At 71.4% G+C, this 25775-nt stretch carries 25 protein-coding genes; 13 read left to right on the top strand and 12 right to left on the bottom strand.

What is annotated here, in order from left to right:
• Positions 1-73: 73 nt before the first annotated feature.
• The 7 genes from ccsB to hemL form a co-directional block, all read right to left on the bottom strand.
• Positions 74-1162, bottom strand: a complete 1089-nt coding sequence (gene ccsB, locus ABD346_RS35560; RefSeq protein WP_344380449.1) for a c-type cytochrome biogenesis protein CcsB — start codon at positions 1160-1162, stop codon at positions 74-76.
• Positions 1159-2862, bottom strand: a complete 1704-nt coding sequence (gene resB / locus ABD346_RS35565; protein ID WP_344380450.1) for a cytochrome c biogenesis protein ResB — start codon at positions 2860-2862, stop codon at positions 1159-1161. Before resB ends, ccsB begins: the two co-directional genes overlap by 4 nt.
• 3 nt (positions 2863-2865) lie before the next feature.
• On the bottom strand, positions 2866-3603 hold the full coding sequence (locus ABD346_RS35570; RefSeq protein WP_078966737.1) for a cytochrome c biogenesis CcdA family protein: 738 nt from the start codon (positions 3601-3603) through the stop codon (positions 2866-2868).
• A gap of 31 nt (positions 3604-3634) precedes the next feature.
• Positions 3635-4243 (bottom strand): TlpA family protein disulfide reductase, encoded by a 609-nt coding sequence (locus tag ABD346_RS35575; protein ID WP_344380451.1) that lies wholly within the window; start codon positions 4241-4243, stop codon positions 3635-3637.
• Positions 4244-4320: 77 nt separating this feature from the next.
• Positions 4321-5565, bottom strand: coding sequence for a polysaccharide deacetylase family protein (locus ABD346_RS35580; protein WP_344380452.1), 1245 nt, complete (start codon positions 5563-5565; stop codon positions 4321-4323).
• A gap of 258 nt (positions 5566-5823) precedes the next feature.
• Complete coding sequence (locus ABD346_RS35585) at positions 5824-6519, bottom strand: histidine phosphatase family protein (RefSeq protein WP_344380453.1); 696 nt, start codon at positions 6517-6519, stop codon at positions 5824-5826.
• Entirely contained in the window at positions 6516-7838 is a 1323-nt protein-coding gene (gene hemL / locus ABD346_RS35590) for a glutamate-1-semialdehyde 2,1-aminomutase (RefSeq protein WP_344380454.1), read from the bottom strand. Before hemL ends, ABD346_RS35585 begins: the two co-directional genes overlap by 4 nt.
• Positions 7839-8012: 174 nt before the next feature.
• Between hemL and ABD346_RS35595 the strand changes: the two genes are divergently transcribed.
• From ABD346_RS35595 to ABD346_RS35630, 8 genes are all read left to right on the top strand, one after another.
• Positions 8013-8597: a hypothetical protein gene (locus ABD346_RS35595; protein WP_189968883.1), complete on the top strand. Its 585-nt coding sequence runs from the start codon at positions 8013-8015 to the stop codon at positions 8595-8597.
• Positions 8598-8806: 209 nt separating this feature from the next.
• Positions 8807-9202 (top strand): TOBE domain-containing protein, encoded by a 396-nt coding sequence (locus tag ABD346_RS35600; RefSeq protein WP_344380455.1) that lies wholly within the window; start codon positions 8807-8809, stop codon positions 9200-9202.
• Between the two features lie 184 nt (positions 9203-9386).
• A complete protein-coding gene (gene modA, locus ABD346_RS35605) occupies positions 9387-10214 on the top strand; it encodes a molybdate ABC transporter substrate-binding protein (RefSeq protein ID WP_344380503.1) in 828 nt (275 codons plus the stop codon).
• Between the two features lie 103 nt (positions 10215-10317).
• Positions 10318-12357, top strand: coding sequence for an ABC transporter permease (locus tag ABD346_RS35610; RefSeq protein WP_344380456.1), 2040 nt, complete (start codon positions 10318-10320; stop codon positions 12355-12357).
• Between the two features lie 71 nt (positions 12358-12428).
• Positions 12429-12782, top strand: coding sequence for an ArsR/SmtB family transcription factor (locus ABD346_RS35615; protein WP_053728831.1), 354 nt, complete (start codon positions 12429-12431; stop codon positions 12780-12782).
• Positions 12688-15348, top strand: a complete 2661-nt coding sequence (mgtA, locus tag ABD346_RS35620) for a magnesium-translocating P-type ATPase (RefSeq protein WP_381224704.1) — start codon at positions 12688-12690, stop codon at positions 15346-15348. The genes ABD346_RS35615 and mgtA overlap by 95 nt, the downstream gene beginning before the upstream one ends.
• A 100-nt stretch (positions 15349-15448) precedes the next feature.
• The gene (locus tag ABD346_RS35625; RefSeq protein WP_344380458.1) at positions 15449-16273 is read left to right on the top strand and encodes a DUF6597 domain-containing transcriptional factor; all 825 of its coding nucleotides are present in this window, start codon (positions 15449-15451) and stop codon (positions 16271-16273) included.
• A 40-nt stretch (positions 16274-16313) separates the two neighbouring features.
• Positions 16314-16853: a GNAT family N-acetyltransferase gene (locus ABD346_RS35630; protein WP_344380459.1), complete on the top strand. Its 540-nt coding sequence runs from the start codon at positions 16314-16316 to the stop codon at positions 16851-16853.
• Between the two features lie 37 nt (positions 16854-16890).
• On the opposite strand, the gene ABD346_RS35635 is transcribed toward ABD346_RS35630, so the two are convergent.
• Positions 16891-17322 (bottom strand): GNAT family N-acetyltransferase, encoded by a 432-nt coding sequence (locus tag ABD346_RS35635; protein ID WP_344380460.1) that lies wholly within the window; start codon positions 17320-17322, stop codon positions 16891-16893.
• Positions 17323-17676: 354 nt separating this feature from the next.
• Here ABD346_RS35635 and ABD346_RS35640 point away from each other — a divergent pair, with 354 nt between their 5' ends.
• Together ABD346_RS35640 and ABD346_RS35645 are read left to right on the top strand one after the other, a co-directional pair.
• Entirely contained in the window at positions 17677-18516 is an 840-nt protein-coding gene (locus tag ABD346_RS35640) for an NAD(P)H-binding protein (RefSeq protein WP_344380461.1), read from the top strand.
• Between the two features lie 155 nt (positions 18517-18671).
• Positions 18672-19427 carry a Mut7-C RNAse domain-containing protein gene (locus ABD346_RS35645; protein ID WP_344380462.1) on the top strand — a complete coding sequence of 252 codons (756 nt, stop codon included), beginning with the start codon at positions 18672-18674 and terminating at the stop codon, positions 19425-19427.
• Between the two features lie 86 nt (positions 19428-19513).
• On the opposite strand, the gene ABD346_RS35650 is transcribed toward ABD346_RS35645, so the two are convergent.
• Together ABD346_RS35650 and ABD346_RS35655 are read right to left on the bottom strand one after the other, a co-directional pair.
• On the bottom strand, positions 19514-19960 hold the full coding sequence (locus tag ABD346_RS35650) for a MarR family winged helix-turn-helix transcriptional regulator (RefSeq protein WP_381224750.1): 447 nt from the start codon (positions 19958-19960) through the stop codon (positions 19514-19516).
• Between the two features lie 181 nt (positions 19961-20141).
• Complete coding sequence (locus tag ABD346_RS35655) at positions 20142-20723, bottom strand: TetR/AcrR family transcriptional regulator (protein ID WP_344380464.1); 582 nt, start codon at positions 20721-20723, stop codon at positions 20142-20144.
• A 102-nt stretch (positions 20724-20825) separates the two neighbouring features.
• On the opposite strand from ABD346_RS35655, the gene ABD346_RS35660 reads away from it, so the two are divergent.
• The gene (locus tag ABD346_RS35660; protein ID WP_344380465.1) at positions 20826-22346 is read left to right on the top strand and encodes an FAD-dependent monooxygenase; all 1521 of its coding nucleotides are present in this window, start codon (positions 20826-20828) and stop codon (positions 22344-22346) included.
• A gap of 46 nt (positions 22347-22392) precedes the next feature.
• Here the strand turns inward: ABD346_RS35660 and ABD346_RS35665 are convergent, their stop codons facing one another.
• A complete protein-coding gene (locus ABD346_RS35665) occupies positions 22393-23082 on the bottom strand; it encodes a hypothetical protein (protein WP_344380466.1) in 690 nt (229 codons plus the stop codon).
• Positions 23083-23251: 169 nt separating this feature from the next.
• On the opposite strand from ABD346_RS35665, the gene ABD346_RS35670 reads away from it, so the two are divergent.
• Together ABD346_RS35670 and ABD346_RS35675 are read left to right on the top strand one after the other, a co-directional pair.
• Entirely contained in the window at positions 23252-23587 is a 336-nt protein-coding gene (locus tag ABD346_RS35670; protein ID WP_344380467.1) for a YnfA family protein, read from the top strand.
• A 124-nt stretch (positions 23588-23711) separates the two neighbouring features.
• Entirely contained in the window at positions 23712-24476 is a 765-nt protein-coding gene (locus tag ABD346_RS35675) for an SDR family NAD(P)-dependent oxidoreductase (protein WP_189968750.1), read from the top strand.
• A 39-nt stretch (positions 24477-24515) separates the two neighbouring features.
• Here the strand turns inward: ABD346_RS35675 and ABD346_RS35680 are convergent, their stop codons facing one another.
• A complete protein-coding gene (locus tag ABD346_RS35680) occupies positions 24516-25343 on the bottom strand; it encodes an MmyB family transcriptional regulator (RefSeq protein ID WP_344380468.1) in 828 nt (275 codons plus the stop codon).
• Between the last annotated feature and the right edge of the window lie 432 nt (positions 25344-25775).

Consider the following 25775-nt stretch of genomic DNA (forward strand, 5'->3'; position numbering starts at 1 on the left):
ACCGTGGCTGGCTGGGCGCGCAGTTCCCCGCGCCCCTGGCTGCATTGGTGCTGGCCCGCACCGGGGTACCGACTCACACCCCGGCGTAGGAGTGCTTTCCGTTCACGAAGATGTTCACGCCGTAGTAGTTGAACAGCCAGCACCCGAACGCGATCAGCGCCAGCGTCGCCGCCTTGCGGCCCTTCCAGCCGGCCGTGGCGCGGGCGTGCAGGTAGCAGGCGTACGCGACCCAGGTGATGAAGGACCAGACCTCCTTGGGGTCCCAGCCCCAGTAGCGGCCCCAGGCGTCGCCCGCCCAGATCGCGCCCGCGATGATCGTGAAGGTCCAGAGCGGGAAGACCGCCGCGTTGACCCGGTACGCGAACTTGTCCAGCGAGGACGCGGCCGGCAGGCGCTCCATGACGGACGTCGCGAAGTTGCCCGGCTTGCCGCCTTCCGCGAGCTTCGCCTCGTACCGGTCGCGGAAGAGGTAGAGGATCGTGGCGACCGCGCCCACGTAGAAGACCGCGCCGCAGAAGATCGCGGTGGAGACGTGGATCCACAGCCAGTACGAGTGCAGCGCCGGGACCAGCTGGTCGCTGGCGGTGTAGAGGACCGTGACCGCGAGGCCGAGGTCGAGCAGGACCGTGGTGACCAGCGGAAGGCCGAGCCAGCCGACGTTCTTCTTCAGCGCGAGGAGCGTCAGGTACACGCCGACCGCGACCGTGGAGAAGGTCAGGTTGAACTCGTACATGTTGCCCCACGGCGCCCGCTGCACGGACAGCGCGCGGGTGAGCACACCGGAGAACTCGATGAGGAAGGCGAGCACCGTCAGGGAGACGGCGATACGGCCGTAGAGGTCGCCCTTCTCGTCACCGCCGGAGGCACCGGGGCCGTCCGGCACGTCGCGGGTGCCGCTCGTGGAACGCGTAACGATCTTGGGGCGCTCCAGGACGGCGGTGCCGCCCTTGGTGGCGACCTCGACCTTGACGGTGCCCACGTCCTTGGCGTCCTGAGCGCCGCCGGTCAGCGCGGCAGCCGTACGGGCGACCTTGCTGCGACTGCCGAAGAGCCACTCGGCCATGCTGGCGAAGAAGGCCAGCATGTACACGGCCATCGACGAATAGATCAGGTAGTTGCTGGTGTGCGCCAGGCTCTCATTGGTGGTGGCGGCGAGATTCACTTCTCAGCCCCTTCGGCAGGAACAACTGAGGATTCGGGTTGGGGATCCGGCGCGGTCGGCGCCTGCGGGATGAGCGTGACCGCGAGATCGGCCAGCTCCTCGGGAAGCTTCGCGGACTCGCTGCGGCCGAGCCCGGCCATCTCGACGACGGTCACTCCGTCGTCGCCCTTGACGGCCCGGACCCAGACCCGGCGCCGCTGGATGAACAGCGAGCCGGCGAGGCCGGCGATGGCCCCGATCGCGCCGGTGAGGGCGAGACCGTTGGCCGGCTGGTGGGAGATCTGGAAGCTCGCCCACTGCTTGATGGGGCCCTTGTCGAAGGTGATCGACCCGGCGCCGTCGGGCAGTTCGAGGCTCTCGCCCGGCAGCAGCAGCTTCTTCAGGATGTTGCCCTGGGCGTCCTTGAAGGGCTTGATGGAACGGCTGCCGGTGTCCAGCTGGTACACGTTCTTCGGCAGGCCCGAGTCGAGGCCGAGGTCGCCGTGGTACGCGCCGATGTTGAGCACCGGGAAGTCGGGCGCGGGGAACTTCGAGAACATCTGGGTCGCGCCGGTGCCCTTGCCGCCGAAGGTCGGCACGAAGAACGCGGCGAAACCGAGCTGGTCCTTGTTGCCCTTGGCGTCGCGGTAGCCGTCGAGCACCTTGATGGCGCCGCTGGACGTGAGGTTGTTGTCCATCGGCAGCAGCGGCACCGAGCCCTGGAAGACGACCTTGCCCCGGCCGTCCTTGACGGTGACCGTCGGCGCGTAGCCGTGCGAGAGCAGGTAGACCTTGGAACCGTCGACGACGAGCGGCTTGTTGACCTCGACGACCTTCTGCTGCGGCTTGCCGTCGGCGCCCTCGGAGTAGGTGAGGTGCGCCTTGAACTCGCGGGCCGTGCCCAGCTCGGGCCCGCTGCGCTCGTACGACGCGTCGAACCGGTCCAGGGTGAAGCTGAACGGCGCCAGGTCCTCGGTGTCGAACAGCGAGCCCGACTTGAAGTCGTCGTACTGGGTGAGCGTGTTGGAGAACCCGTCGCCCTGGACGATCAGCTTGCCGCCCTCGGACTTGAAGAGCTGGCCGGTGGCGAACGCCACCAGGATCACGATCAGCGAGACATGGAAGATCAGGTTGCCTGCCTCGCGCAGATAGCCCTTCTCGGCGGCAACCGCGTCCCCGCTGATCCGGGAGCGGAAGCGGCGCCTCTTGAGCATGGCGAGCGCGGCCTCGCGGACCTGCTCGGGCTCGGCCTCGGTGCGCCACGTCGTGTAGGCGGGCAGCCGGGTCAGGCGGCCGGGCGCGGCCGGCGGCAGGCCGCGCAGCTGGCCGACGAACTGCCAGGTGCGGGGCACGATGCAGCCGATGAGCGAGACGAACAGCAGGATGTAGATCGCGGAGAACCACACCGAGCTGTAGACGTGGAAGAGGCCGAGCTTCTCGTAGATCGGCGAGATGGTGTCGTGCCGCTTCTGGAAGTCGGCGACCTTCATCTCGTCCACGCTGGTCTGCGGGATCAGCGAGCCGGGGATGGCGCCGAGCGACAGCAGGAAGAGCAGGATCAGCGCGACCCGCATCGAGGTCAGCTGCCGCCAGAACCAGCGGATCCAGCCGAGGACGCCGATGCCGACCGGCCCGTTGGACCGTTCCTCGGTGGGCGCGGTCGAGAGCTGCGCCCCGGCCGCGCCGAGGTCCGGCTCGGGAGTCGATTCGGTCTTGCTCATGCGTCAGACACCCACCTGAAAGCCTTGGGACCAGCCCTGTACCTGCTGGACGAGCTCCGCCCAAGCCCCGGTCAGCAGCAGCACACCGGTCACGATCATCATGCCGCCGCCGATCCGCATCACCCATACGTAATGCTTCTTGACCCAGCCGAAGGCGCCGAGCGCCTTGCGGAAGGCGACCGCCGCGAGCACGAACGGAAGCCCGAGGCCGAGACAGTACGCGACCGTCAGTATCGCCCCGCGGCCGGCGCTCGCCTGGTCCATCGCCAGCGCGTTCACCGAGGTCAGCGTCGGGCCCAGGCACGGCGTCCAGCCGATGCCGAAGAGCGCGCCGAGCAGCGGCGCTCCCGCCAGACCCGTCACCGGCCGCTTGTGGACGCGGAATTCGCGCTGCGTCATCCACGGCATGAGGCCCATGAAGAAGACGCCCATCAGGATCATCAGGACGCCGAGGACCTTGGAGAGCGTGTCGCCGTACTCCTGGAGGTTCCGGCCGAAGTAGCCGAACAGCGCGCCGCCGGACACGAAGACCGCGGTGAAGCCGAGCACGAACAGGCTCGCGCCCGCGACCATGCGGCCGCGCCGCGCCTCGGCCAGATCGGTGCCGGTGACTCCGGTGACGTACGAGAGATAGCCGGGGACCAGCGGCAGTACGCAGGGCGAGAAGAACGAGACGAGGCCGCCGAGTACGGCGACCGGCAGGGCCACCAGAAGGGCCCCGCTGAAGACCGTCTCATTCATTCCGCCGACGGCGGCCAGTGCCATCACGCGATCACTTCTCCGCGATCAGCGGGTCGATCATCTGGTGCAGCTTGGTGTCGTCGAGCGCCATCAGGGCGCGTGCGGCGATCTTCCCGTTCTTGTCGAGAACAATCGTCGACGGAATGGCCTGCGGATTCAGGCTGCCCTTCGGGAAACGCAGAATGAGCTTGCCGATCGGGTCGTACAGGCTCGGATAGTCGACCCCGAATTCCTTCTCGAACTGCTGGGCCGGGCCCTTGTCGGTGTCGCGGGTATTGATCCCGACGAACTCGACGCCCTTGGCCTTCATCTCCTTGGAGACCTTGGCCAGATACGGCGCCTCGGCGCGGCAGGGCGCACACCACGAGCCCCACACATTCAGCACGACGATCTTGCCCTTGAGGGAGGCGACGTCGAGCTGCTTGCCGTCGACGGTCTCGCCGGACAGCTCCGGGGCGTTCTGGCGGTCGCCCTTGGCGACGGTGGCGATGCCGCCGGTACCGGTGACGAACTTGGTGTCACCGGAACCACCGGACGTACCACCGGAACCGCAGGCCGTCAGGGTCAGCGCACCGGCGGCCGCGGCAGCCGCGGCCAGCGTCAGGGTGCGACGGCGTCGGAAGGCAGGACTCACGGACATGTGAAAAGTTTCGCATGGCGGTTTCGGGGATCTTCCGCGCCCCCCTGAGTGCCCGTAAAGCCCCTTGTCAGGAAGGTCTAAACAGCCTTCATGAACGCGTTCCAGCCACCGGCGGGGGCCTCTCCCACACCGAGCGTACGGAGCTTGGCGAGCACCTTCGGGTCCTGTACGTCGAGCCAGTCGCAGTACTGCTTGAAGGAGACGAGCCTCACATCCTTCTTCTCGTCCCGCTTCGCCACGATGCCCTTGAACGCCTCCTCGACGGCGTCCATGTAGATGCCGCCGTTCCACTGCTCGAAGTGGTTTCCGATGTAGAAGGGCGCGCGATTGGTTTCGTAGGCGCGCTTGAATCCGGCGAGATAGGCCTCGGTGGCCTGCTTGCGCCAGCCGGGATAGTTGGCCGGCGGCGCCTTGGTCGAATTCTGCGACTGGTTGGCAAGGATGTTGTAGTCCATCGACAGGACCTGGAAGGAATGCCCGGGGAAGGGTATTTGCTGGAGCGGCAGGTCCCACAGGCCATGTCGCTTGACCGGCCAGACCTGGGTGCCGCCGGGCGAGGAGGCGTCGTAGCGCCAGCCCAGCTTCTGCGCGGTGGGCAGCAGGTTGTCCTGGCCGAGCAGGCAGGGGGTGCGGCCGCCGGTGAGCTCGCGCTTGTAGTCGAACGGCAGCGGGTCCTCGTCCGTCCAGCCCGTGTTGGTCTTCCACTTGGTGACGAAGTCGATCGCCTGGTCTATCTCGCTCTGCCACTGGGCCGGGGTCCAGTGCTCGACGGTGCCGCGCCCGGTGCAGAAGTGACCGTTGAAGTGGGTGCCTATCTCGTGTCCGTCGGTCCAGGCCTGGCGGACGTACTTCAGCGTCTCCTTGATGTGCGGGTCGGAGAGGTAGCCGATGTCGGAGGCGCCGACCGGGTTGTTCGGCGGCTGGTAGAGCCGCTTCTTGCCCTCGGGCAGCAGGTAGAGGCCGGAGAGGAAGAACGTCATGCCCGCGCCGTGGTCCTTGGCGAGCTGGAGGAAGCGCGGGAAGAGGCCGTTGCCGACTTCTCCGGCGCCGTCCCAGGAGAAGACGACGAACTGGGGCGGGGTCTGGCCGGGTTCGAGCGGAACGGGCTTGTCGGGCTGGTGCGGCTGCTTGCCGGTGTCCGAAGTGGAACCGTCGCCTATCAGCTTCGCGTCGGCCTTCTTGGCGGCCTGATCGTCGCCGCCCTTGCCGCCCGATCCGCTACCGCCCGAAGTGCCGCAGCCGGACAGCCCGGCCGCGGCCGCGGCCCCCAGACCCAGTCCCAGCACGCCCCTTCGGCTGACATTCCGGCCGATCTCCCGCATAAGCCCGTCCGTTCCCATCGCTTTGCACCGTCGTCTCGTCGTCCTCGAAGCCCAAGTACGTCACCGCAGTTGGGCAATCTGTGAGATGCCGGGAGGAACAGGGATGGTTCCCCACGGCTCGCACAAATCTTCGTAAACCGTACGAGGTGTGGGGTGCGGGGTGGCGAGGCGGGGGGTGTGCGGGCGGGCTGACCTGCTGGATTCGCTGGGCAGCACGGGCCGGCTGGCCGGCCGGGGACGTCCGGCCGGCCGGACGCGTCAGGCGCCGAAGGCCTTCGACTTGCCCTTGACCGGCTTGGCACCGGCCAGCAGATGCGCCGGTACGAGATCGCGGGCGGGCTCGCTGTAGCCCACGGACACGATCCGGTCACCCTGATAGGTGAAGCTGGTCAGCGAGGCCAGGGTGCACTGCCGCTTGCGCGGGTCGTGCCACAGGCGCCGCTTCTCGACGAAGCTGCGCACGATCCAGATCGGCAGCTGGTGGCTGACGCACACCGCCTCGTGCCCGCGGGCCGCGTCGCGCGCCGCTTCGAGCGCGCCCATCATCCGTACGACCTGCTCGACATACGGCTCGCCCCAGGACGGGCGGAACGGGTTCGTCAGGTGCTTCCAGTTGGCGGGCTTGCGCAGGGCGCCGTCGCCGACCCCGAAGGTCTTGCCCTCGAAGACGTTGCCCGCCTCGATGAGCCGCGGGTCGGTGGCGAGGTCCAGGCCGTGCGTCTTGGCGATCGGGCTCGCCGTCTCCTGGGCGCGCTCCAGGGGGGAGGCGACGACATGCGTGATGTCGCGGCCCGCGAGGTGCTCGGCGACCCGGTCGGCCATCTGCCGGCCGAGCTCGGAGAGGTGGTAGCCCGAACGGCGCCCGTAGAGCACGCCGTCGGGGTTGTGCACCTCGCCGTGGCGCATCAGGTGCACGACGGTGAGGTCGCTCGCGCCGTTGCTGTTCTCGCTCATGCGGTGGCCTCCGCTGCGGCACGGGCGGCGGCGGGCAGCGCGGCCGCGATGCGCTCGATCGCGCGCTCGTCGTGGGCGGTCGACACGAACCAGGACTCGAACGCCGACGGCGGCAGGTACACGCCCTGCGACAGCATCGAGTGGAAGAACCCGTTGAAGCGGAACGCTTCCTGCTTCTTCGCGTCGTCGTAGTCACGGACCTCGTCGGCCGTGAAGAAGACGGAGAACATGTTGCTCGCCGTCTGCAGCCGGTGGGCCACGCCCTCCTTGCTGAGCGCTCCGGTCACCAGCGCCTGGATCTCGCGCGAGACGGCGTCGACCTTCGCGTACGCGGCGTCGTCGAGCAGCCGCAGCTGGGCGAGGCCGGCGGCGGTCGCGATCGGGTTCCCGGAGAGCGTGCCCGCCTGGTAGACGGGGCCCGCCGGGGCGAGATGGCCCATGACGTCGGCGCGGCCGCCGAACGCCGCGGCCGGGAAGCCGCCGCCCATGACCTTGCCGAACGTCATGAGGTCCGGTACGACGCCGTCGACGCCGAACCAGCCCGCCTTGGACGTACGGAACCCGGTCATCACCTCGTCCGAGATGTACAGCGCGCCGTTCTTGGCGCAGGCCGCCTTCAGGCCCGCGTTGAAGCCGTCCGCCGGCGGGACGACGCCCATGTTGCCGGGCGAGGCCTCGGTGATCACACAGGCGATCTCACCCGGGTTGGCGTGGAACGCCGCGTGCACCGCGTCAAGGTCGTTGTACGGCAGCACGATCGTGTCGCCGGCCTGCGCGCCGGTGACCCCGGGGGTGTCGGGGAGGCCGAACGTGGCGACCCCGGAACCGGCGGCGGCCAGCAGCGCGTCCACATGGCCGTGGTAGCAGCCCGCGAACTTGATGACCTTGGCACGGCCGGTGAAGCCGCGCGCCAGGCGGATCGCGGACATGGTCGCCTCGGTGCCGGAGGACACCAGGCGGACCTGCTCGACCGGCTCGACCCGGGCCACGATCTCCTCGGCGAGCGCGACCTCGCCCTCGCCGGGGGTGCCGAAGGAGGTGCCGCGGGCGACGGCCTCCTGCACGGCGGCGACGACCTCGGGGTGCGCGTGCCCGAGGATCATCGGGCCCCACGAGCACACCAGGTCGACGTACTCGCGGCCGTCGGCGTCGGTCAGGTACGGACCCGTACCGGACACCATGAACCGGGGCGTACCGCCCACGGCCCGGAAGGCACGGACGGGGGAGTTCACGCCGCCGGGCGTCACGGCGGACGCGCGGTCGAAGAGGTTCTGCGAAACTGGGGCGTCGTATTCGTACGGATAGCTCACACACGCCATGGTGGCAGAGGGCCGGGCGATCTTGCGGACTGGTGTTTCACCGCACCCGCGCGGGGGAGGTCAATGACACGATGATCCGCAGATGATCGAGTTGCATCGGCGGATGATCGGGTTGCGCGGTGGGGGCCGCGCCCTCTACAAAGCAGTCGGGCTACAAGCAGTCGGGTGAAGGATATGCATCGCGGTGGCGGACTGGGCGAAGGGACCGATGACCGGGGTCCCGAGCGCGCCCACCGTCGGGGACGGCACCGGCGACGCGACGCCCAGGACCGGATCGACCGGGTCGGGGACGGCGCAGGGGCGGGGAACGGAAGTGGCCGGGTGGGGGTGACCTACAAGTACTTCGGCGCCCCGGACGGCGCGACCGCTGCCCGGGTGCCCGTGACCATGCGCCCCGAGGAGCTCGGCGGTGACGAGCTGGGCATGGGCGGCATGTTCACCAAGATCAAACCGGAGACGATGGCCGCGATGGTCCTCACCGGCATCCAGGGCATACCGCTCCACAAGGTCCCGCCGCTGGAACTCGTGGTCCTCCACCCCGACTACGCGGTGGTCAAGCTCCCCATGACGGTGGTCGACCCGCTGCGCGGCGTCGGCGAGGAGACGGTCGGCGCCGCCGCCTTCATCTGGTCCACGGTCCCGGACCGCGGCGGACCGCGCGACGCCTTCAACGTCTATCAGCTCCTGCACGAATGGCAGGACTTCTCGCATCGGCTGCACGAGGCGGGGCACCAGCCGTACTGCCTGGTCTGGCCCTGATCCCTCGCCCGCCCGGCCGGGACGCCCGCCGCGCGGGGCGGGGCACAAGGTCCCGCGGGCCGCGGGCCCACGGCTGAGGCGCCGGGGCGCAGGGCCCACACCGGGCGGGACGATCAGCTTGGACCTTCATCCATTCGGCTCTGCACCTACGGCGTACGTTCCGCCGGACCCTTTGTATATGCGGCGTGAAGCCGCCTATCTTGTCGCACATGCAGTCCTACACCATCGGCCAGGCAGCGCGTCTGCTCGGCGTCAGTCCCGACACCGTGCGCCGCTGGGCCGACGGCGGCCGCGTCGCGACCCATCGCGACGAAGGCGGCCGCCGACTCATCGACGGGCGGGATCTGGCCGCCTTCTCCATCGAAGTCGGCCAGTCCTCCAACAGCGAGGAAGAGGTGCCCTACACCTCTGTCCGCAACGCCTTCCCCGGCATCGTCACCGCCGTCAAGCTCGGTGACGTCGCCGCCCAGGTCGAGATCCAGGCCGGTCCGCACCGGCTGGTCTCCCTCCTGACCCGGGAGGCCGTCGAAGAGCTGGGCCTTGAGGTGGGCATGCAGGCCACCGCGCGGGTGAAGTCCACCAGCGTGCACGTCGACCGCACCTAGGTCGATATCCGGCCACTCACGAACGTCCCCGCGGCGTCGCCCTTCCCCACCCCTGGCTCCTCGCAGGACATCCGGCCAATCGGACATCCGGCCGTCGGACATCCACCGAGGGCAGCAAGCAGGGGAAGCCCTCACCTCCGGCGCGGCTCGTCAAGCATCCGAAGGAGCACCATCCATGTCTGTCATGGCTCTCAGCACCAAGCGCCGCCGCGCCGCCACGGCCGTCGTCTCCGCCGCCCTGCTCATCCCGCTGGCCGCCGCGTGCAGCAGTAGCAGCAGTAGCGGCAAGGACAGCGGAAGCGACAAGACCGCGTCCCCGTCCGGGAGCTCCGGCTCGGCGCCGAAGGCGGCCCAGCTCACCGTCCTCGCGGCGTCCTCGCTCACCGACGTCTTCAAGGCGGCGGGCGCGGCCTACGAGAAGGAGCACCCGGGCACCCACGTGAAGTTCTCCTTCGCCGGTTCGCAGGAGCTCGCCGCCCAGGTGAAGCAGGGCGCGCCCGCCGACGCCCTGGTGACCGCGGACACCAAGACCATGGACGGCCTGAAGGCCGACGTGAACGACTCGTCGATCATCGCCAAGAACCGTCTGGTCATCGCCACCGGCAAGGGCAACCCGAAGAAGGTCGAAGGCCTCAAGAACCTGTCCGACACCAACCTGAAGGTCGTCCTCGCGGCCCCCGAGGTGCCGGTCGGCCGCTACAGCAAGCAGGTCCTCGACGCCCAGAAGATCACGGTCAAGCCGGTCTCCCAGGAGCCGAACGTCCGCGCCGTACTCAGCAAGGTCGAGCTGGGCGAGGCCGACGCGGGCATCGTCTACAAGACCGACGCCGCCTCCGCGAAGGGCAAGGTCGACACGGTCGACATCCCGGACGCGCAGAACGCCGTCGCCAAGTACCCGGCCGCCACCCTCAAGACCTCGAAGAACGCCGACGCCGCGGCTGCCTTCGTGAAGTGGCTGTCCACCCCCGAGGCGCAGAAGATCCTCCAGGACGCCGGCTTCCAGCAGCCGTAACCCCTGCGGCTCCCTCGTCCGCAACCGCTCCAACTCCCTTGCGGGGCCTGCCTGTTCGCGCCGGACGGGCAGGCCCCGCGCCCTCAGGCCACCGGGGACCTCCATGACTCGCAGCCGTTCCCGCACCCGCCAGCGCCCACCCGCCGCGCTGGCCCTGCCCGCGCTGCTCGCCATCGCGTTCCTGCTGATGCCGCTCCTCGGCATCCTGGCCCGCACCTCGTGGGGCGAACTCGGCACGCACCTGACCGGCCCCGATGTCACCGAAGCCCTGCGGCTCTCGCTGGTCGTCTCGTTCTGGGCGCTCGGCCTCTCCCTTCTTCTCGGTGTGCCCCTGGCCTGGCTGCTCGCCCGCGTCGACTTCCCCGGCAAGGCCCTGGTGCGCTCGCTCGTGCTGCTGCCGATGGTGCTGCCGCCCACGGTCGGCGGCGTCGCCCTGCTGCTGGGCTTCGGGCGGCGCGGCCTGCTGGGCCCCTGGCTGGAGGGCACCTTCGGGATCACCCTCCCCTTCCACACCTCCGGCGCCGTGGTCGCGGCCACCTTCGTCGCGATGCCGTTCCTGGTGATCAGCCTGGAGGGCGCGCTCGGCGGACTGCGGCCCCGCTACGAGGAGACCGCCGCCTCGCTCGGCGCCTCCCCGTTCCGCGTCTTCCTCACCGTGACCCTGCCGATGGTCGCGCCGGGTCTCGCGGCGGGCGCGGCACTCACCTGGGCCCGCGCGCTCGGCGAGTTCGGCGCCACCATCACCTTCGCCGGCAACCTCCCCGGCACCACCCAGACCCTGCCGCTCCAGGTCTACCTCCTCCTCCAGGACTCCCCCGAGGCCGCCACCTCGGTCTCGCTGCTCCTGCTCGCCATCGCCATGGCGGTGCTCGTGGCCCTGCGCGGCCGCTGGACGGGCTCCGCCTCGGTGCGGAGCGGCTCGGTACGGGGCGGGGCTCCTGCCGACGCCGCACTTGCGGATCCCTCCACGCCGGATTCCGCCCCGGGGCTGACGGCTCCGGCCGGCTCCGGCTCCGTAACCCAGGGAGGCTCCCCCCTGAGCGAGCCGGAAGAGGCCGGGCGGGCCCCACAGCCCGCCGAAGTCCTCAACTCTGCTGATTCCGCGGCGAGTTGGTCGCTGCACGCCGAAGTGACCGGGTTCAACGAGCTGACACTGGAGGCGGACCCCGGCATCACCATCGCCGTCGTCGGCGAGAACGGCGCCGGCAAGACCACCCTGCTGCGGGCCCTGCTCGGCCTCACCCCGCGCGCCCACGCCGAACTGCGCCTCGGCGACCTCGACGTCACCGCGCTGCCGCCGCACAAACGCGGGGTCGCCTGGGTGCCCCAGGACGGCGCGTTGTTCCCGCACCTGACCGCGCTCGCCAACACGGCGTACGGGCTGCGCGCCCAGGGTGTGGCCCGCGCCGAGGCCCGCGCCGCCGCCCAGCGCTGGCTCGACCGGCTCGGTGTCGGCCACCTCGCCCACCGCAGGCCCGCCCAGCTCTCGGGCGGACAGGCCCAGCGCGTCGCCCTGGCCAGGGCGCTCGCCGCCCGCCCCCGGCTGCTGCTCCTGGACGAGCCGCTCGCGGCCCTCGACCAGACCACCCGGGCCCATGTCCGCCACACCCTGCGCACCCACCTGGCCGGGTTCGCCGGGGTCTGCCTGATCGTCACCCATGACCCGGTCGAGGCGGTCTCGCTGGCCGACCGCGTCCTCGTCCTGGATGCCGGGCGCACCCTCCAGGACGCGCCGCCCACCGAGGTCACCCGGAATCCGCGCTCCCCCTGGGTGGCCCGGATGCTGGGCCGCAACGCGTGGGCCGGGGAGGCGAGCGGCGACGGTCTCGTCCTCGCCGGCGGCGGGCGGATCGTCGCGGCCGAGCAACTGCGCGAGGGCAGCCGGGCTTTGGCGATCATCGCGCCGGAGTCGGTGTCCGTGCACCGCAAGCGCCCCGACGGCAGCCCCCGCAACGTCTGGTCCGGCACCGTGCGGGAGATCACGGCGAGCGGGAGCAGGCTGCGGGTGCTCATCGGGTCCGCCGAGTCGCCCGACCTGATCGCGGAGGTCACCCCGCAGGCGGCGGCCGAGCTGGGCCTGGTGGAGGGCGCGGCCGTGTGGTCGAGCGTGAAGGCAACCGAGGTGACCCTCGTATCCCTGTGAGCCTGCGCCCCTAGACTGGCTGCCCGGGGGCGACAGGAACGGCCGCCACGCCTAGGAGACGGGAGACGACGGTGACGACCACGAGCAGCACCGACCCGTCGGCCGAGGTGCTCGGCGAGGCAGCGGGCGTCTTCGGACTCCTTGCCTCGCCCGCGCGGCTGCACATCATGTGGACGCTGAGCCACGGCGAGTCCGACGTGTCGGGGCTGGCCGAGAGGGTCGGCGGTGCGCTGCCGGCCGTCAGTCAGCATCTGGCGAAGCTGAAACTCGCGGGGCTCGTCCGGTCCCGGCGGGAGGGGCGCCGGGTCGTCTACCTCGTCGACGACCCCGATGTGGCTCAGATGGTGCGCTGGCTGGTGGCCCGGCTGGGCGGGGGCGTCAAGCTGCCGGGACCCTCAGGACTCGTTCGTGACCTGGGCGCCTGAGCGGATCTCCACTCTGCAGTTGTCAAGGAGCACTCCTCTGCAGCTGCTGCGTTCGCTCGGCTCCGGCCCCCGGGGGCTGGTGGAGTCGGAAGCCGAGAAACGACTCACGCGGTATGGGGAAAACGTCCTTCCCGCGCGCCAGGTTCCCTCCCTCCCGATCATTTTTCTCCGGAGTCTGCGCGACCCGTTCACGGCCGTCCTCGCCTGCCTGGCGCTGGTCTCCGCGGCGGTCGCCGCCTGGGCCACGGCCGGGGTCATCGCGGTCCTGGTGGTGGTGAGTTGTGCGTTGCGGGCGGCCGGCGAGCACCGCGCCGACCGGTCGGCGGCCGGGCTGCGGGAGCTGGTGGCGAGCACCGCGACCGTGCTGCGCAGGGCGGACGACGACGCGGCGACGGTGGCGCGCGAGGTGCCCGTGGACGAGGTGGTGCCGGGCGACGTGGTGCGCCTCGCGCCCGGCGATCTCGTACCGGCGGATCTGCGGCTGCTGCGGGCCACCGGTCTGACGATGCATCAGGCCGCGCTGACCGGGGAGTCCGCGCCGGTCGCCAAGTACCCGGTGGACGAGCCCTTCGCGCAGTCTCCGGCCCGCCCCCTCGACGCCCAGGACTTCGACCGGCCCGAAGTCTGCTTCCAGGGCAGCAGTGTCGCCTCCGGCAGCGGCACCGGTGTGGTGGTGGCGACCGGCGCGGACACCCGGTTCGCGCGGGCCGACCGGCTGCCGGGCAACGACCGGCGCACGACCGCCTTCGACCGGTCGGTGTACGGCGTCTCGTGGATCCTGATCCGGTTCATGCTGCTCACCCCGCCGCTGGTCCTCATGGCCAACGCCGCGCTGCGCGGCCGCGGCCTGGAGACGCTGCCGTTCGCGGTGGCGGTCGCGGTCGGGCTCACGCCCGAGATGCTGCCGGTCATCGTGACGACCACCCTCGCGCGGGGCGCCTCCGCGCTGGCCCGCACCCACCAGGTGATCGTCAAGCGGCTGCCGGCGCTGCACGACCTGGGTGCCGTCGACGTCGTGTGCCTCGACAAGACGGGCACCCTCACCCAGGACCGGCCGGTCCTGGACTGTGCGCTGGACGCGTCCGGCTCCCCCGACGACTCGGTGCTGCACTGGGCCGCCGTCAACAGCCTGTGGACGTTGCAGCTCGCCGAGCTGCCCGGCGCCGACGCCCTCGACGAGGCTCTCCTCGACGCCGCCGAGGAACGCTTCCCCGAGGGCCTGGACGCCCTGGAGTACGACGCCGTCGCCGCCCTTCCCTTCGACCCGGTACGCCGCCTGTCCACCGCCGTCGTCAACACACCCCACCGGCTCGGCCGCCACACCCTGGTGGTCAAGGGCGCCGTCGAGGACGTCCTGGAACGGTGCGCGCTCACCGGCGACGAACGGGACCGGGCGCTCGCGCTCGCCGAGCACCTCGCCTCCGACGGCCTGCGCGTCCTCGCGGTGGCGCTCGCCGAACGGCCCGCCGCCAGGCGCCCGTACACCACCACGGACGAGCGCGGGCTGACCCTCCAGGGGCTGGTCGGGCTGCGCGACGCGACGGCGGAGACGGCGGCCGACGCGCTCACCGCCCTCCTCCACAGAGGTGTCGCCGTGAAGGTCCTGACCGGTGACCACCCCGGCACGGCCGCGCGTGCCTGCCGTGAGCTCGGCCTGGAGCCCGGCGAGGTCGTCACCGCCGCCTCGTTCGACGGCCTCAGCGGAGCCGAGCTGGGCGAACTCGCCGACCGTAGTACTGTCTTCGCCCGCTGCTCCCCCGAGCAGAAAGCCCGGATCGTACGGGCCCTGCGCGAGCGTGGGCACGTCACCGGATTCCTCGGCGACGGCGTCAACGACCTGCCCGCCCTGCGCGCCTGTGACGTCGGCATCTGCCCGCCCGAGGCCGTGGACGTGGCCCGCGAGACGGCGGACGTCGTGCTCGCGGCGAAGGATCTGACCTCGCTCGACCACGCCATCGTGGCGGGGCGCAGCAGCGGCGCCACCATCGCGGGCTATTTGCGGATCACGCTCTCCTCGAACCTCGGCAACGTCATCGCGATGCTGACCGCAGGTCTGCTGCTGCCGTTCCTGCCCATGCTGCCCGCCCAGGTCCTGGTCCAGAACCTGTGCTTCGACGCCGCCCAGCTGGCCTTCGCCTACGACCGTCCGCCGGCCGGGGCGCTGCGCCGCCCGCTGAAGCTGCGTCCACGCGAAGTCCTCGCCTCCGTGACCGGGTTCGGCGTGCTCAATGCCGTCGCCGACCTCGCGACTTTCGCGGTACTCGTCTGGGCGGTGAGCGACACCCGGGCCGAAACGGCCTTCCACGCGGGCTGGTTCACGGAGAACCTGCTGACCCAGGCCCTGGTCATGGTCCTGCTGCGCACGGGCCGCGGCGGCGGGATCCCCGTCACCGCCGGCGTCCTCGCGCTGACCGGCCTGCTGCTTCCACTCTCGCCCCTGGGCCCGCTCATCGGCATGACCGCACTGCCCCTGGCCTACTACCCGCTGCTCGCCCTGGTGCTCGCCCTGTACGCGGGCGCGCTGTACTGGTTCGCCCGACGGGCCCGGCGGACGCCCGCTCCTTAAGGAGGCGACCGGTCCGGAAACGGCCGCCCACCCCGTAGGCAGCGGGCGCCGCGCAAAGCCCACCCTCCTTGAAGAGGCGGCCGCTTCATAGGATCGGCCCATGTCAGCGCAGAACTCCGGCCCGCGGCGCGACACCCGCGGCATCGTCGACGCCGCCGATCTCTTCGCGCACGTACGGTTCCGCCGCCATGAACCGGCGCCCGAGCTGCGCCCCTACCTGGAGCACTACTGGCTGATCGACTGGGACCTGCCCCAGCCGTACGCCTCGCACGTGGTGCCGCACCCGTCCGTCAACCTGGTCTTCCAGCGGTACGACGACGGCCGGCCCGACTTCCTGGAGCTCTCGGGGGTCGGACTCACCCTGGACACCCGGAAGTTGGCGGGCCGCGGGCGGGTGTGCGGGATCCAGTTCCGGCCGGGCGGGTTCCGGCCCTTCGCGCCGGGGTTCCCGGTCTCGGAGTGGACGGACCGGGTGATCCCCGCCGACCCCGTGTTCCCCTCGGCCGACCCCACGGCGGTGCTCTCACCGGACCGGGACGAGGACCGGGTCGCCGCCCTCGACGCCTTCCTGCTCGGCCTCGGTCCCCGGCCCGACCCGCAGGCGGAGCTCGCGAGGGAACTGGTCGACCGCATCCGCCACGACCGCACGGTCCGCCGGGTCGACGCACTCGCCCGCGAGGCGGGGCTCTCCGCGCGCTCCCTGCAACGGCTCTTCGCCGCCTGTGTGGGCGTCGGCCCGAAGTGGGTGGTGCTGCGCTACCGCATCCACGAGGCCCTCGAACACGCCGAATCCACCGAGGCCGTCGACTGGGCCCGGCTGGCCGCCGAGCTGGGCTACGCCGACCAGGCCCACCTCGTACGGGACTTCACCGCCACGCTCGGCGCGCCGCCCTCGGCCCTGCGCCCCGGGGCCTCCCGCGCCTGATCAACGGCCGTTGTCAGACCCGGCGTTTACTGTTTTCGACATGAGCGACACGACCCGTGAAGTTCCCCCGCACATCCGTCTAGAAGCCTGGTCGGACGGCGACCTCGGCCTGCTCCGGAGGCAGAACGCACCGGAGATGACCGCCCACGTCGGCGGCACGGAGTCCGACGAGAAGGTGCTGTCCCGGCACGACAGATACAAGGCGATGAGCGCCCGCCCGGCCACCGAGGGCCGGATGTTCAAGGTCGTCCTCGACGGGACGGGCGAGACCGTCGGATCGGTCGGGTACTGGCCGCGCATATGGCAGGGCGAGGCGGTGTACGAGACGGGGTACGGCATCCTCCCCGAGTTCCAGGGCCGCGGCCTGGCCGTCGCGGCGCTCCTGGCGGTCGTGGAGGAGGCCCGTGCCGCGGGCGGCCGGTGCCGGCTGCACGCCTACCCGTCCGTGGACCACACCGCGTCCAACGCCACCTGCCGCAAGGCCGGGTTCGAGTGGGCCGGGGAGGTCGAGTTCGAGTACCCGCCGGGCACGCGGATCCGCTCCAACGACTGGCGGATGGACCTGGGAGCCGGGGGCTGACCCACCACCGGCCGCCCTCGCCCGGGAGCCCCGACCGTCAGTCCAGCTGCTTGTCGAAGTTGAAGGCCGTCACGGCCATGCGCTCGCGGAAGTAGAAGCGGTGCGCGTCGGTGCGGTGGGTGCCGGAGTCGAGGTTGAGGGAGGTGCAGCCGGCCGCCCTCGCGTGGCCCTCCAGGTGCGCGAGGAGGGCGTGCCCCACGCCGGTGGAGCGGGCGGTGGCGGCGGTGACCAGGTCGTCGACGTACAGCTTGCGGACCGCGCTGGTGTTGACGACGATCCGCCATCCGGCGGCGCCGACGCAGGCCCCGTCGTCGCCGTACGCGGCGGTGAAGCGCAGCCCCTGGGCGTGCCCCTCTCCGTAGATCTCGGCGAAGAGTTCATCGGTGAGGTGCGGGCGGAGTTCGCTGAGTACCGGCAGCAGGTCGTCCGTCAGACGCGGGTCGCCCGGCTCAAGGTCAATGATCTTCATGCGGGAAGGGTAAGGCTCCGCCCTGCCCCGTGCCGCTTCACCCTGCCCGGTACGGCCGGCCCCGACCGGGCCCGTCGAAACGCGGTTGACGACTGCGGCCTCGTCGAGGATATTTATCTGCGTAACACAGATGATGCGCAGTGCAGCTTAGTGACGGGCCCAGCCCCCCGGGACTCCCCCGACGCCTCGCCGTCACCCGTCGACGCCCAGGCGGCCCCGCCGGGACCGACCCGCGCGTCGCGCGCCCACCACACCGGCCCCGCCCCGACCAGGCGGCTGCGACGTAGGCTCGCTCCTTGCGTGTCAGCACTGCCGTAGTCCCTCAACTTCCTTTGCTTGAAAGGCATTTCCACCATGACGGTTCTGATCACCGGCAGCCGCGGCAAGGTCGCCGCCACTCTCATCCCACTGCTTCGAGAGCGCGGTCTCGCCGTTCGTGCGGCCTCCGCCAGCCCCGACAAGCTGACTCTTCCGGACGGTGTGGAGCGCGTCGTCCTCGACCTCGACGACCCGGCGACGTTCCCGGCCGCACTGGCCGGCGTCGAGTCGGTCTTCCTGTACGCCAACCCGAAGCACATCGAGGCGTTCCTCGCCGAGGCGAAGGCCGCCGGGGTCCAGCACATAGCGCTGCTCTCCTCCAGCTCCGTGCTCGACCCCGACGCCGACACGAACGCCATCGCGGCCATGCACCTGGCCGTCGAGCGCGGCCTGGAACGTTCCGGCATCCAGTCGACCTTCCTGCAGCCCGGCGCCTTCGCGGGCAACGCGCTCGGCTGGGCCTGGGCGGCCAAGTCGTCCGGCAGCGTGGACCTCCCCTACCCCGAGGCGCAGACCAGCCCCATCCACGAGGCGGACATCGCGGAGGCCGCGTTCGCCGTCCTCACCAGGCCCGAACTGCGAGGCCGCGCCTACCACCTCACCGGGCCCGCGTCCCTCAGCGCCGCCGAGCAGGTCGCGGTCGTCGCCGAGGCCACCGGACGGCCGATCAGTGTCAACGCCGTGAGCGGAGCGGCCTGGAAGGAGTCGATGGCCGACTTCATACCCCCGACCGTCGCGGACGCGCTGCTCGGCTACTTCGCCGCGCACCAGGGCCGCCCCGACGCCGTCACCACCGCCGTCGAAGAGCTGACCGGCCACCCGGCCCGCACCTTCGCGGCCTGGGCCGGCGAAAACGCGGACGCCTTCCGCCCGTAGGGCACAGCCGGCGAGCCATGGCCGGGGCCGCGCCCACCGGACACCTCCTGGCGCATGCCCGCACCATGAACGAGCCCCCGGTGCTCCGGCGCGAGCACCGGGGCGCGCCCCGAAATCCCTGGCCCCCGCCCCCGCAGCAATGCGATCCTGACCGCGTGAACGGACCGGAGATCCATATCGACTTCGCCCCTGAGCTGCGGCTCTTCGTTCCGACGAAGCGCCGTGAGGGGCGCAGCGCCGTCGTGACCGACGGCGTGTCCACCCTCGGCCACGTCGTCGAATCGCTGGGCGTTCCGCTCACCGAGGCCGGCCGGCTGCTCGCCGACGGCCGCGAAGTCCCGGTCTCGCACATCCCGGTGGCGGGCGAGTTCATCGAGGTGCTCGCCGTCGAGCGCCCGCAGAAGGTGCCGGGCGCCCCGCTCCGCTTCCTGCTCGACGTCCATCTCGGCACGCTGGCGCGCCGGTTGAGGCTGCTCGGCGTCGACGCGGCGTACGAGAGCGAGGACATCGGGGACGCGGCGCTCGCCGCACTCTCCGCGCGGGAACAGCGCGTCATGCTCTCCCGGGACCGCGGGCTGCTGCACCGCAGGGAGCTGTGGGCCGGCGCGTACGTCTACAGCCACCGCACCGACGAGCAACTCCGGGACGTGCTCGGCCGGTTCGCGCCGGGCCTCGCGCCCTGGACGCGCTGCACCGCCTGCAACGCGCCGCTGCGGGAGGCCGACAAGGAGACGGTGCGCGAGCGCCTGGAGCACGGCACCCGCACCTCGTACGACGTCTTCGCCGAGTGCAGTTCCTGCGAGCGCGTCTACTGGCGCGGCGCGCACCACGCGAGCCTTGAGGCGATCGTCGACGAGGCCGTCCGCGAGTTCGGCACGGCGGGGACCTGCCCGGTGGACCGAGCCGGATAGCGGAACCCGGTCCTGCCCGGTCCGGGCGACAGCCTTTCAACTCCTCACCAGATACGCCCTGTTGGAGCCCCCACCGGATACCGGCTTCAGAGCTGCCCGCTCCTGAGGCGTTCGATCTGAGCCGCGCCGAGCTCGACGGTCCGGCGCATATGGGTGGCGATGAGGGCGATCTCGTCGTCCTCGTACGCGTCGAACATCTCCCACCAGGCACCGTTGAGCCGGCCCCAGACCTTGCCGAGCTCCGCCATCCGCCCGGGCACCACCTCGACGAGCACCTTCCTGCGGTCCTCGGTGTCCCGGCGCCGCGTCACATACCCGGCCTTCTCCAGCCGGTCGACGAGCCGGGTAGCCGAACCCGTGGTGAGCCCGGTCAGCCCGGCGATCCGCCCCGTGGTGACGGGCCCGGGTTCGAGACCCAGCAGGTTGAGGCACTGGAGATCCGTCGGGTGCAGCCCCAGATGGTCGGCGAGCGCCTGGTTGAAGAGCGCGTACGACGCCATGTAGCGGCGCGAGACGGCGCCCAGGTCACGCATGAGCTCGGCCCGGTCGGCAGGGGCCCGCTCTCCGGTGCGCTTCTTCTGTGCCATGCAGAAAGCGTACGGCGCAGAGGATCCGCAGGCGCGAAGCGCGGCAGAACCCCAACCGGCAACCCGTGCCCGGCAGAACCCCTGCCCGGGAAAGCCATGCCCGGCGGACCCCGTGCCGGGCGGAGGCCTACGCCCCCTCGGCCGTGAGGTAGCGCTGCAGCGTGGGGGCCAGCCAGGCGACCACCTCGTCGCGGGACATGGCCACCGCGGGCGGGAAGCGCAGTACATAGCGGGCTATCGCCATGCCCAGGATCTGCGAGGTGACCAGCGCGGCGCGGCGCGGGGCGTCGGCGGGGTCGGGGCAGACACCGGCGGCGACCGGGATCATCTGCTCGGCGAATATCGTCCGCATCCGCTCGGCGCCGGCCGGGTTGGTGACGCCGACCCGCAGCAGGGCGGTGAGCACGTCGTCGGCCTCCCACCGGTCGAGGAAGTGCGTGACGAGTGCGGCTCCGATGTGCTTGCCGGGCAGCCCCCCCAGCCCAGGAAGGCCCAGGTCCATCTCGGAGGCGGCGGCGAACAGGCCCTCCTTGTTCCCGTAGTAACGCATCACCATCGACGGGTCGATCCCCGCGTCCCGGGCGATGGCCCGGATGGTCGCGCGCTCATAGCCGTCGGACGCGAAGCGCTCGCGGGCGGCTTCGAGGATCGCGGCCTTGGTGACTTCGGAGGTGCGGCGAGGGCCTCCGGCGGGGGTTTCGGTCGTCATGCCAACGACTGTAGGCCAACAAGTGTTGACATGCCAGCCGTGAGGGTTCTACATTTGCCAACAAGCGTTGACCAACAACCGTTGGCACCTGAGGAGGAAGCCATGAACGACACCACCAGCTCGTCCGGCTCCACCAGCTCGCCCACCCCCGAGAGCGCCACGAAAACACCCCGGCCCGAAGGCCCCTTAATCAGCGACGTCCTCGTGGTCGGCGCGGGGCCGACCGGGCTGTTGCTCGCGGGTGACCTGGCCGCCGCGGGCCTGAGCGTCACCGTCGCCGAGCGCCGGCCGCACGGGATCAGCAACATGACCCGCGCCTTCGGCGTCCACGCGCGCACGCTGGAGATGCTCGACGCCCGCGGCCTGGCCGACGAGCTGGTCAAGCGGGGCAGGGTCATGGAACAGATGAACATGTTCGGCCGCCTCACCCTCGACCTGACCAGGCTGCGCACACGCTTCCCGTACGTCCTGATCGCTCCGCAGTACGAGGTGGAGCAGCTCCTCGAGCGGCGCGCCCTGTCCGAAGGGGTCCAGTTCCGTTACGGCACCGAGCTGTTGAACCTCCGTCAGGACGGCGAGGGGGTGACCGCCGAGCTGCGCGGCGAGGACGGGGGGCCCGTGTCGGTCCGGGCCCGCTACCTCGTCGGCACCGACGGCGTGCGCAGCAGGGTCCGCGAGGAGCTCGGCCTCCCGTTCCCCGGCGTGGCCGTGATCCGCTCGATCGTGCTGGCGGACGTGCGGCTCACCGAGGAGCCGGAGGACATCCTCACCGTCAACGGCTCGGGCGACTCCTTCGCCCTCGTCGCCCCCTTCGGCGACGGCTACCACCGGGTCATGGGATGGAGCCGGAAGCGCCAGGTCCCCGACACGGCCCCGGTCGACCTCGACGAGCTCCGCGCGATCGCCCGCGAGGCCTTCGGCACCGACTACGGGATGCACGACGCCCGCTGGATCTCCCGCTTCCACAGCGACGAGCGGCAGGCTCCGGCCTACCGGGTCGGCCGCGTCTTCCTCGCCGGGGACGCGGCACACGTCCACTCACCCGCCGGCGGCCAGGGCATGAACACCGGCCTCCAGGACGCCGCGAACCTCTCCTGGAAACTCGCCGCCGCACTACGGGGCCGCACCACCGACGCCGAGGCCCTGCTCGACAGCTACCAGGCGGAGCGCCACCCGGTCGGCGCGATGGTGCTGCGCAGCAGCGGCGCGCTCGTGCGGCTCGCCATGGCCCACAACCCCCTTCAGCGGGCGGTACGTTCAGCGGTCACCCGATTCCTCAAGGCCGTACGCCCTGCCGCCGACAAGGCGATCGGGATGATCAGCGGCCTCGGCATCGCGTACGGAGCCGAGCGCGGATCGCACCCGCTCACCGGCAAGCGCGTCCCCGACCTGGAGCTCGCGGAAGGGCGCCTCTACGAGGTGCTGCGGCGGGGCGAGTTCGTCCTGGTGGCACCGCGGGACGGCCGGGTGGCCGCGCCGGAGGGGGCGATATGCGCGCACTGGAAGAGCGGGCGCGGCAGCACGCTCCTTGTCCGCCCCGACGGGTACGTGGCCTGGGCGAGCGACCGCCCGGACGCGCCCGGCCTGCACGCGGCCCTCACCGGCTGGACCGGGCGCGCGTAACGGCCGGCCGGCCCAAAGGCCCAACCCGCCCCGCACGCCCTGCCGTTCAGAACGTGTACGGGTCGCCCGTGGCCAGCGTCAGCACGCGGTGGGTGTTGTTCGCCGGGTTGCGGTCGCTCGCGCCGCCGTTCCAGACGGTGTCGATGTCGAGGCCCATCTCAGCCCGGGTGCCGACGGTCGCCACGTCCATGGCGAGCTGCACACCGGTCCCGGCCGCCCGCATCGAGCCAGTGCCGCAGTGCACCTCCGCCGGGCCGGTGCGCAGACAGCTCGGCGGCAGGGTGGCGCCGGAGGCGAGAGGCACCGAGAACCGGAGCCTCAGGGTGGCTCCGGAGACCGGCGCCGGACCGTGGTTGGCCGTCGTGAGCCAGATGCCGACGTGGCCGTTCCAGAAGGAGACATGCCCGTGATACGACACATCCGCCTCGGCCGCGGCGCTGCCGGCCGCAGTGTCGCCGGCCAGGGGTGGAGCGGGCCTGACAACAGGGCCGGGGTCGTCGCCACCACCGTCGGACCCGGCAGCGCCGCCGACGGGCCCGGCATTCCGCTCGGGCCCGGCCGCCCCGCTCGGTGTGCCGGTCGCGATCAGCGTCGCCGCCACCAGGACGGCGACACCGACCGTCGCCAGAGTTCCGCGGGCCCGGGCGGGGCGGCCCCCGGCCGGACGAGCACCGGCCCGGCGGGGCGCGCCGGCTCCACCCGCCCTGCCAAATCTGTTCATCACACGAACCACCATGAGCGAAAGGTACCTTTCACCCCTTATTTCCAAGGAACGCCACCCCGTACGTCATCCCGAACTACGCCCCGTACGTCGTTGCGAACGCCATCCCGTACGTCATCCCGTGCGCCACCATCCCGGACATCACCGTCCCGAAGGAGGTCCGGCTCCATGCCACCCTGAGCCCATGCTCGTCGCACGCTCAGCCCTTCTCTTCGTCCTGGCCGCCCTGTTCGAGATCGGCGGGGCCTGGCTCGTCTGGCAGGGCGTCAGGGAGCACAGGGGGTGGGTCTGGATCGGCGCCGGAGTCGTCGCGCTCGGCATCTACGGCTTCGTGGCGACGCTCCAGCCGGACGCCGAGTTCGGCCGGATCCTCGCCGCGTACGGCGGCGTCTTCGTCGCGGGCTCGATCGCCTGGGGCATGGTCGCGGACGGCTACCGCCCCGACCGCTGGGACGTCACCGGCGCCCTGATCTGCCTGGCCGGGATGGCCGTGATCATGTACGCCCCGCGCGGCCGCTGACCATCGCCCCGCCCGCGCGCACCCTGCCCCGCCTATCCTGGCCGCGTATCGGTTTCGATCACCCCTTCGACCGCCGCCACACCTCGACCGCAGCGCCGGTCGCCACACGCGCGAGGAGCACGACATGACTGCCGCCGGGACCCCGATCGCCGTCGTCACCGGAGCGAGCAGCGGGATCGGTGCCGCCACCGCCCGCCAGTTGGCCGCCGCCGGCTACCGCGTGGTGGTCACCGCCCGCCGCAAGGACCGCATCGAGGCGCTGGCAGCCGAGATCAACGAGGCGGGCCACCAGGCGACGGCGTATGCGCTGGACGTGACGGACCGGGCCGCGGTGGACGAGTTCGCCACCGCCTTCCGCACCATCGGGGTGCTCGTCAACAACGCGGGCGGGGCGCTCGGCGCGGACCCGGTCGCCACCGGCAGCCCGGACGACTGGCGGCAGATGTACGAGACGAACGTCATCGGCTCGCTCAATGTCACCCAGGCCCTGCTGCCCGCGCTCGAAGCCTCGGGCGACGGCACGGTCGTCATCCTGTCCTCCACGGCGGGCCACGCCACCTACGAGGGAGGCGGCGGCTACGTGGCGGCGAAGAACGGCGCCCGGGTGCTCGCCGAGACGCTGCGCCTGGAGATCGTCGGCCGCCCGGTGCGGGTCATCGAGATCGCGCCCGGCATGGTGAAGACGGAGGAGTTCGCGACGACGCGCTTCCGCGGCGACACCGAGAAGGCCGCCAAGGTGTACGCGGGCGTGGCCGAGCCGCTGACCGCCGACGACGTCGCCGAGACGATCACCTGGGCGGTCACCCGGCCCAGCCACGTCAACATCGACCTGCTCGTGGTCCGGCCCCGTGCCCAGGCCTCCAACACCAAGGTCCACCGCGAGCTGTAGCCGGAACCGGGCCGGGCCCACCCCGGCCCGCGCCCGGGCCTACCGCACCCGCGCCCGAAGCATCGGGGCCCGCGTGTGCCGCCGCTTCTCGCCCGCGTGGAACACCAGGATGATCATGCGGGCGCCCGGCGCCGCCATCGGCTGGGCGGCGCACATCGTCACCCAGCCGGGCCCCTGGGCCGCGTGGTTGAGGGGGCGTTCGTCGCCGTCGAGGTGGAGGTAGGAGCTGGCCCGGTTGTAGATCCCGGAGGCGAGCGGGTCCTCCAGGACCTCCTTCTCGATCTGCGCCAGCGTCTCGTCGGTGGGGTCGGCGGCCAGCGCGGCCCGCAACTGGGGCAGCACCAGCGGCGCCCAGGAGTGCTCCCAGTCGGTCAGGGTCTCGCGGGCGGCGGGGTCGAGCGCCATCCACCGCATGGTGTTCTGCGGCACCCGCCCGCCGGGGAACATCTCGGTCCAGCGCTGGTTGTGGGCGAGCAGGTTCCACGACCGGTCATTGACGTAGGCCATGTGTCCGATGCCGTCGACGGCCTCCTGCCACACGCCGGGGATCTCCTCTCCGGACTGCGAATGCAGCGGGAACGGGGGGTCCTGGCCCAGGCAGTACCGCCACAGGGCTATCCACTCCTGCTCGTTCATGCCGAGCAGGCGGGCCACGTCCTGGAGCAGGTCCGCGGGCGGGTTGGGGTAGCGGCCGGACTCCAGGCGGCCGTAGGTGTCGGGGGCGCGGTGCAGGATCTGGTCGATCTGGGCCTGGGACAGGCCGGGAGCCCGCCGGCCCTGCCGGGTGGGTCTGCTCAGCCCATGGCTCTCGGGCGTGATCAGCGCGCGGCGCTCGCGCAGCAGAGAGCGCAGAGCGGGCTTGTCCATCTGTGGTTCTCCCCCGGTAACGGGCGGCCGGCGACTTCGCCATTGGCCGCGCGGTTGGAACAGCCGCTCCCGACGTTCGGTCCCGACTCTGCCATCGGCTCCGGGCCGGTTGATCGGCGTGCACCGGCTTCCCGGTGCGCATCCCATGGTCGGCGTACGCTCCATTGTCGGCGTACGTCCCATTGTCGGAGCGGATCGATTCCTCGGAGCGCACGGGGTGGCCGCGGGGCGCCGGGCGGCCGGTGCGGGCCGGCGGGGGCACGGCCCGCCGACAGCACAGCGGCCCCGGACGGAGACGAGCGCGTCAGGGGCTGGGAGCACAGCGGTCACCGCGGGCGGAGCGAGGACGGTGTCGGCCATCACGGCCGGAACGCGGGCCGGGAGGTGATTGGCGAGGTGTGCCCTTTCGTGGACGGGTCGGGTACGGTCGGC

Source organism: Streptomyces mauvecolor, from assembly GCF_039532965.1.
In the GTDB taxonomy this organism is placed as follows: Bacteria; Actinomycetota; Actinomycetes; order Streptomycetales; family Streptomycetaceae; genus Streptomyces; species Streptomyces violascens.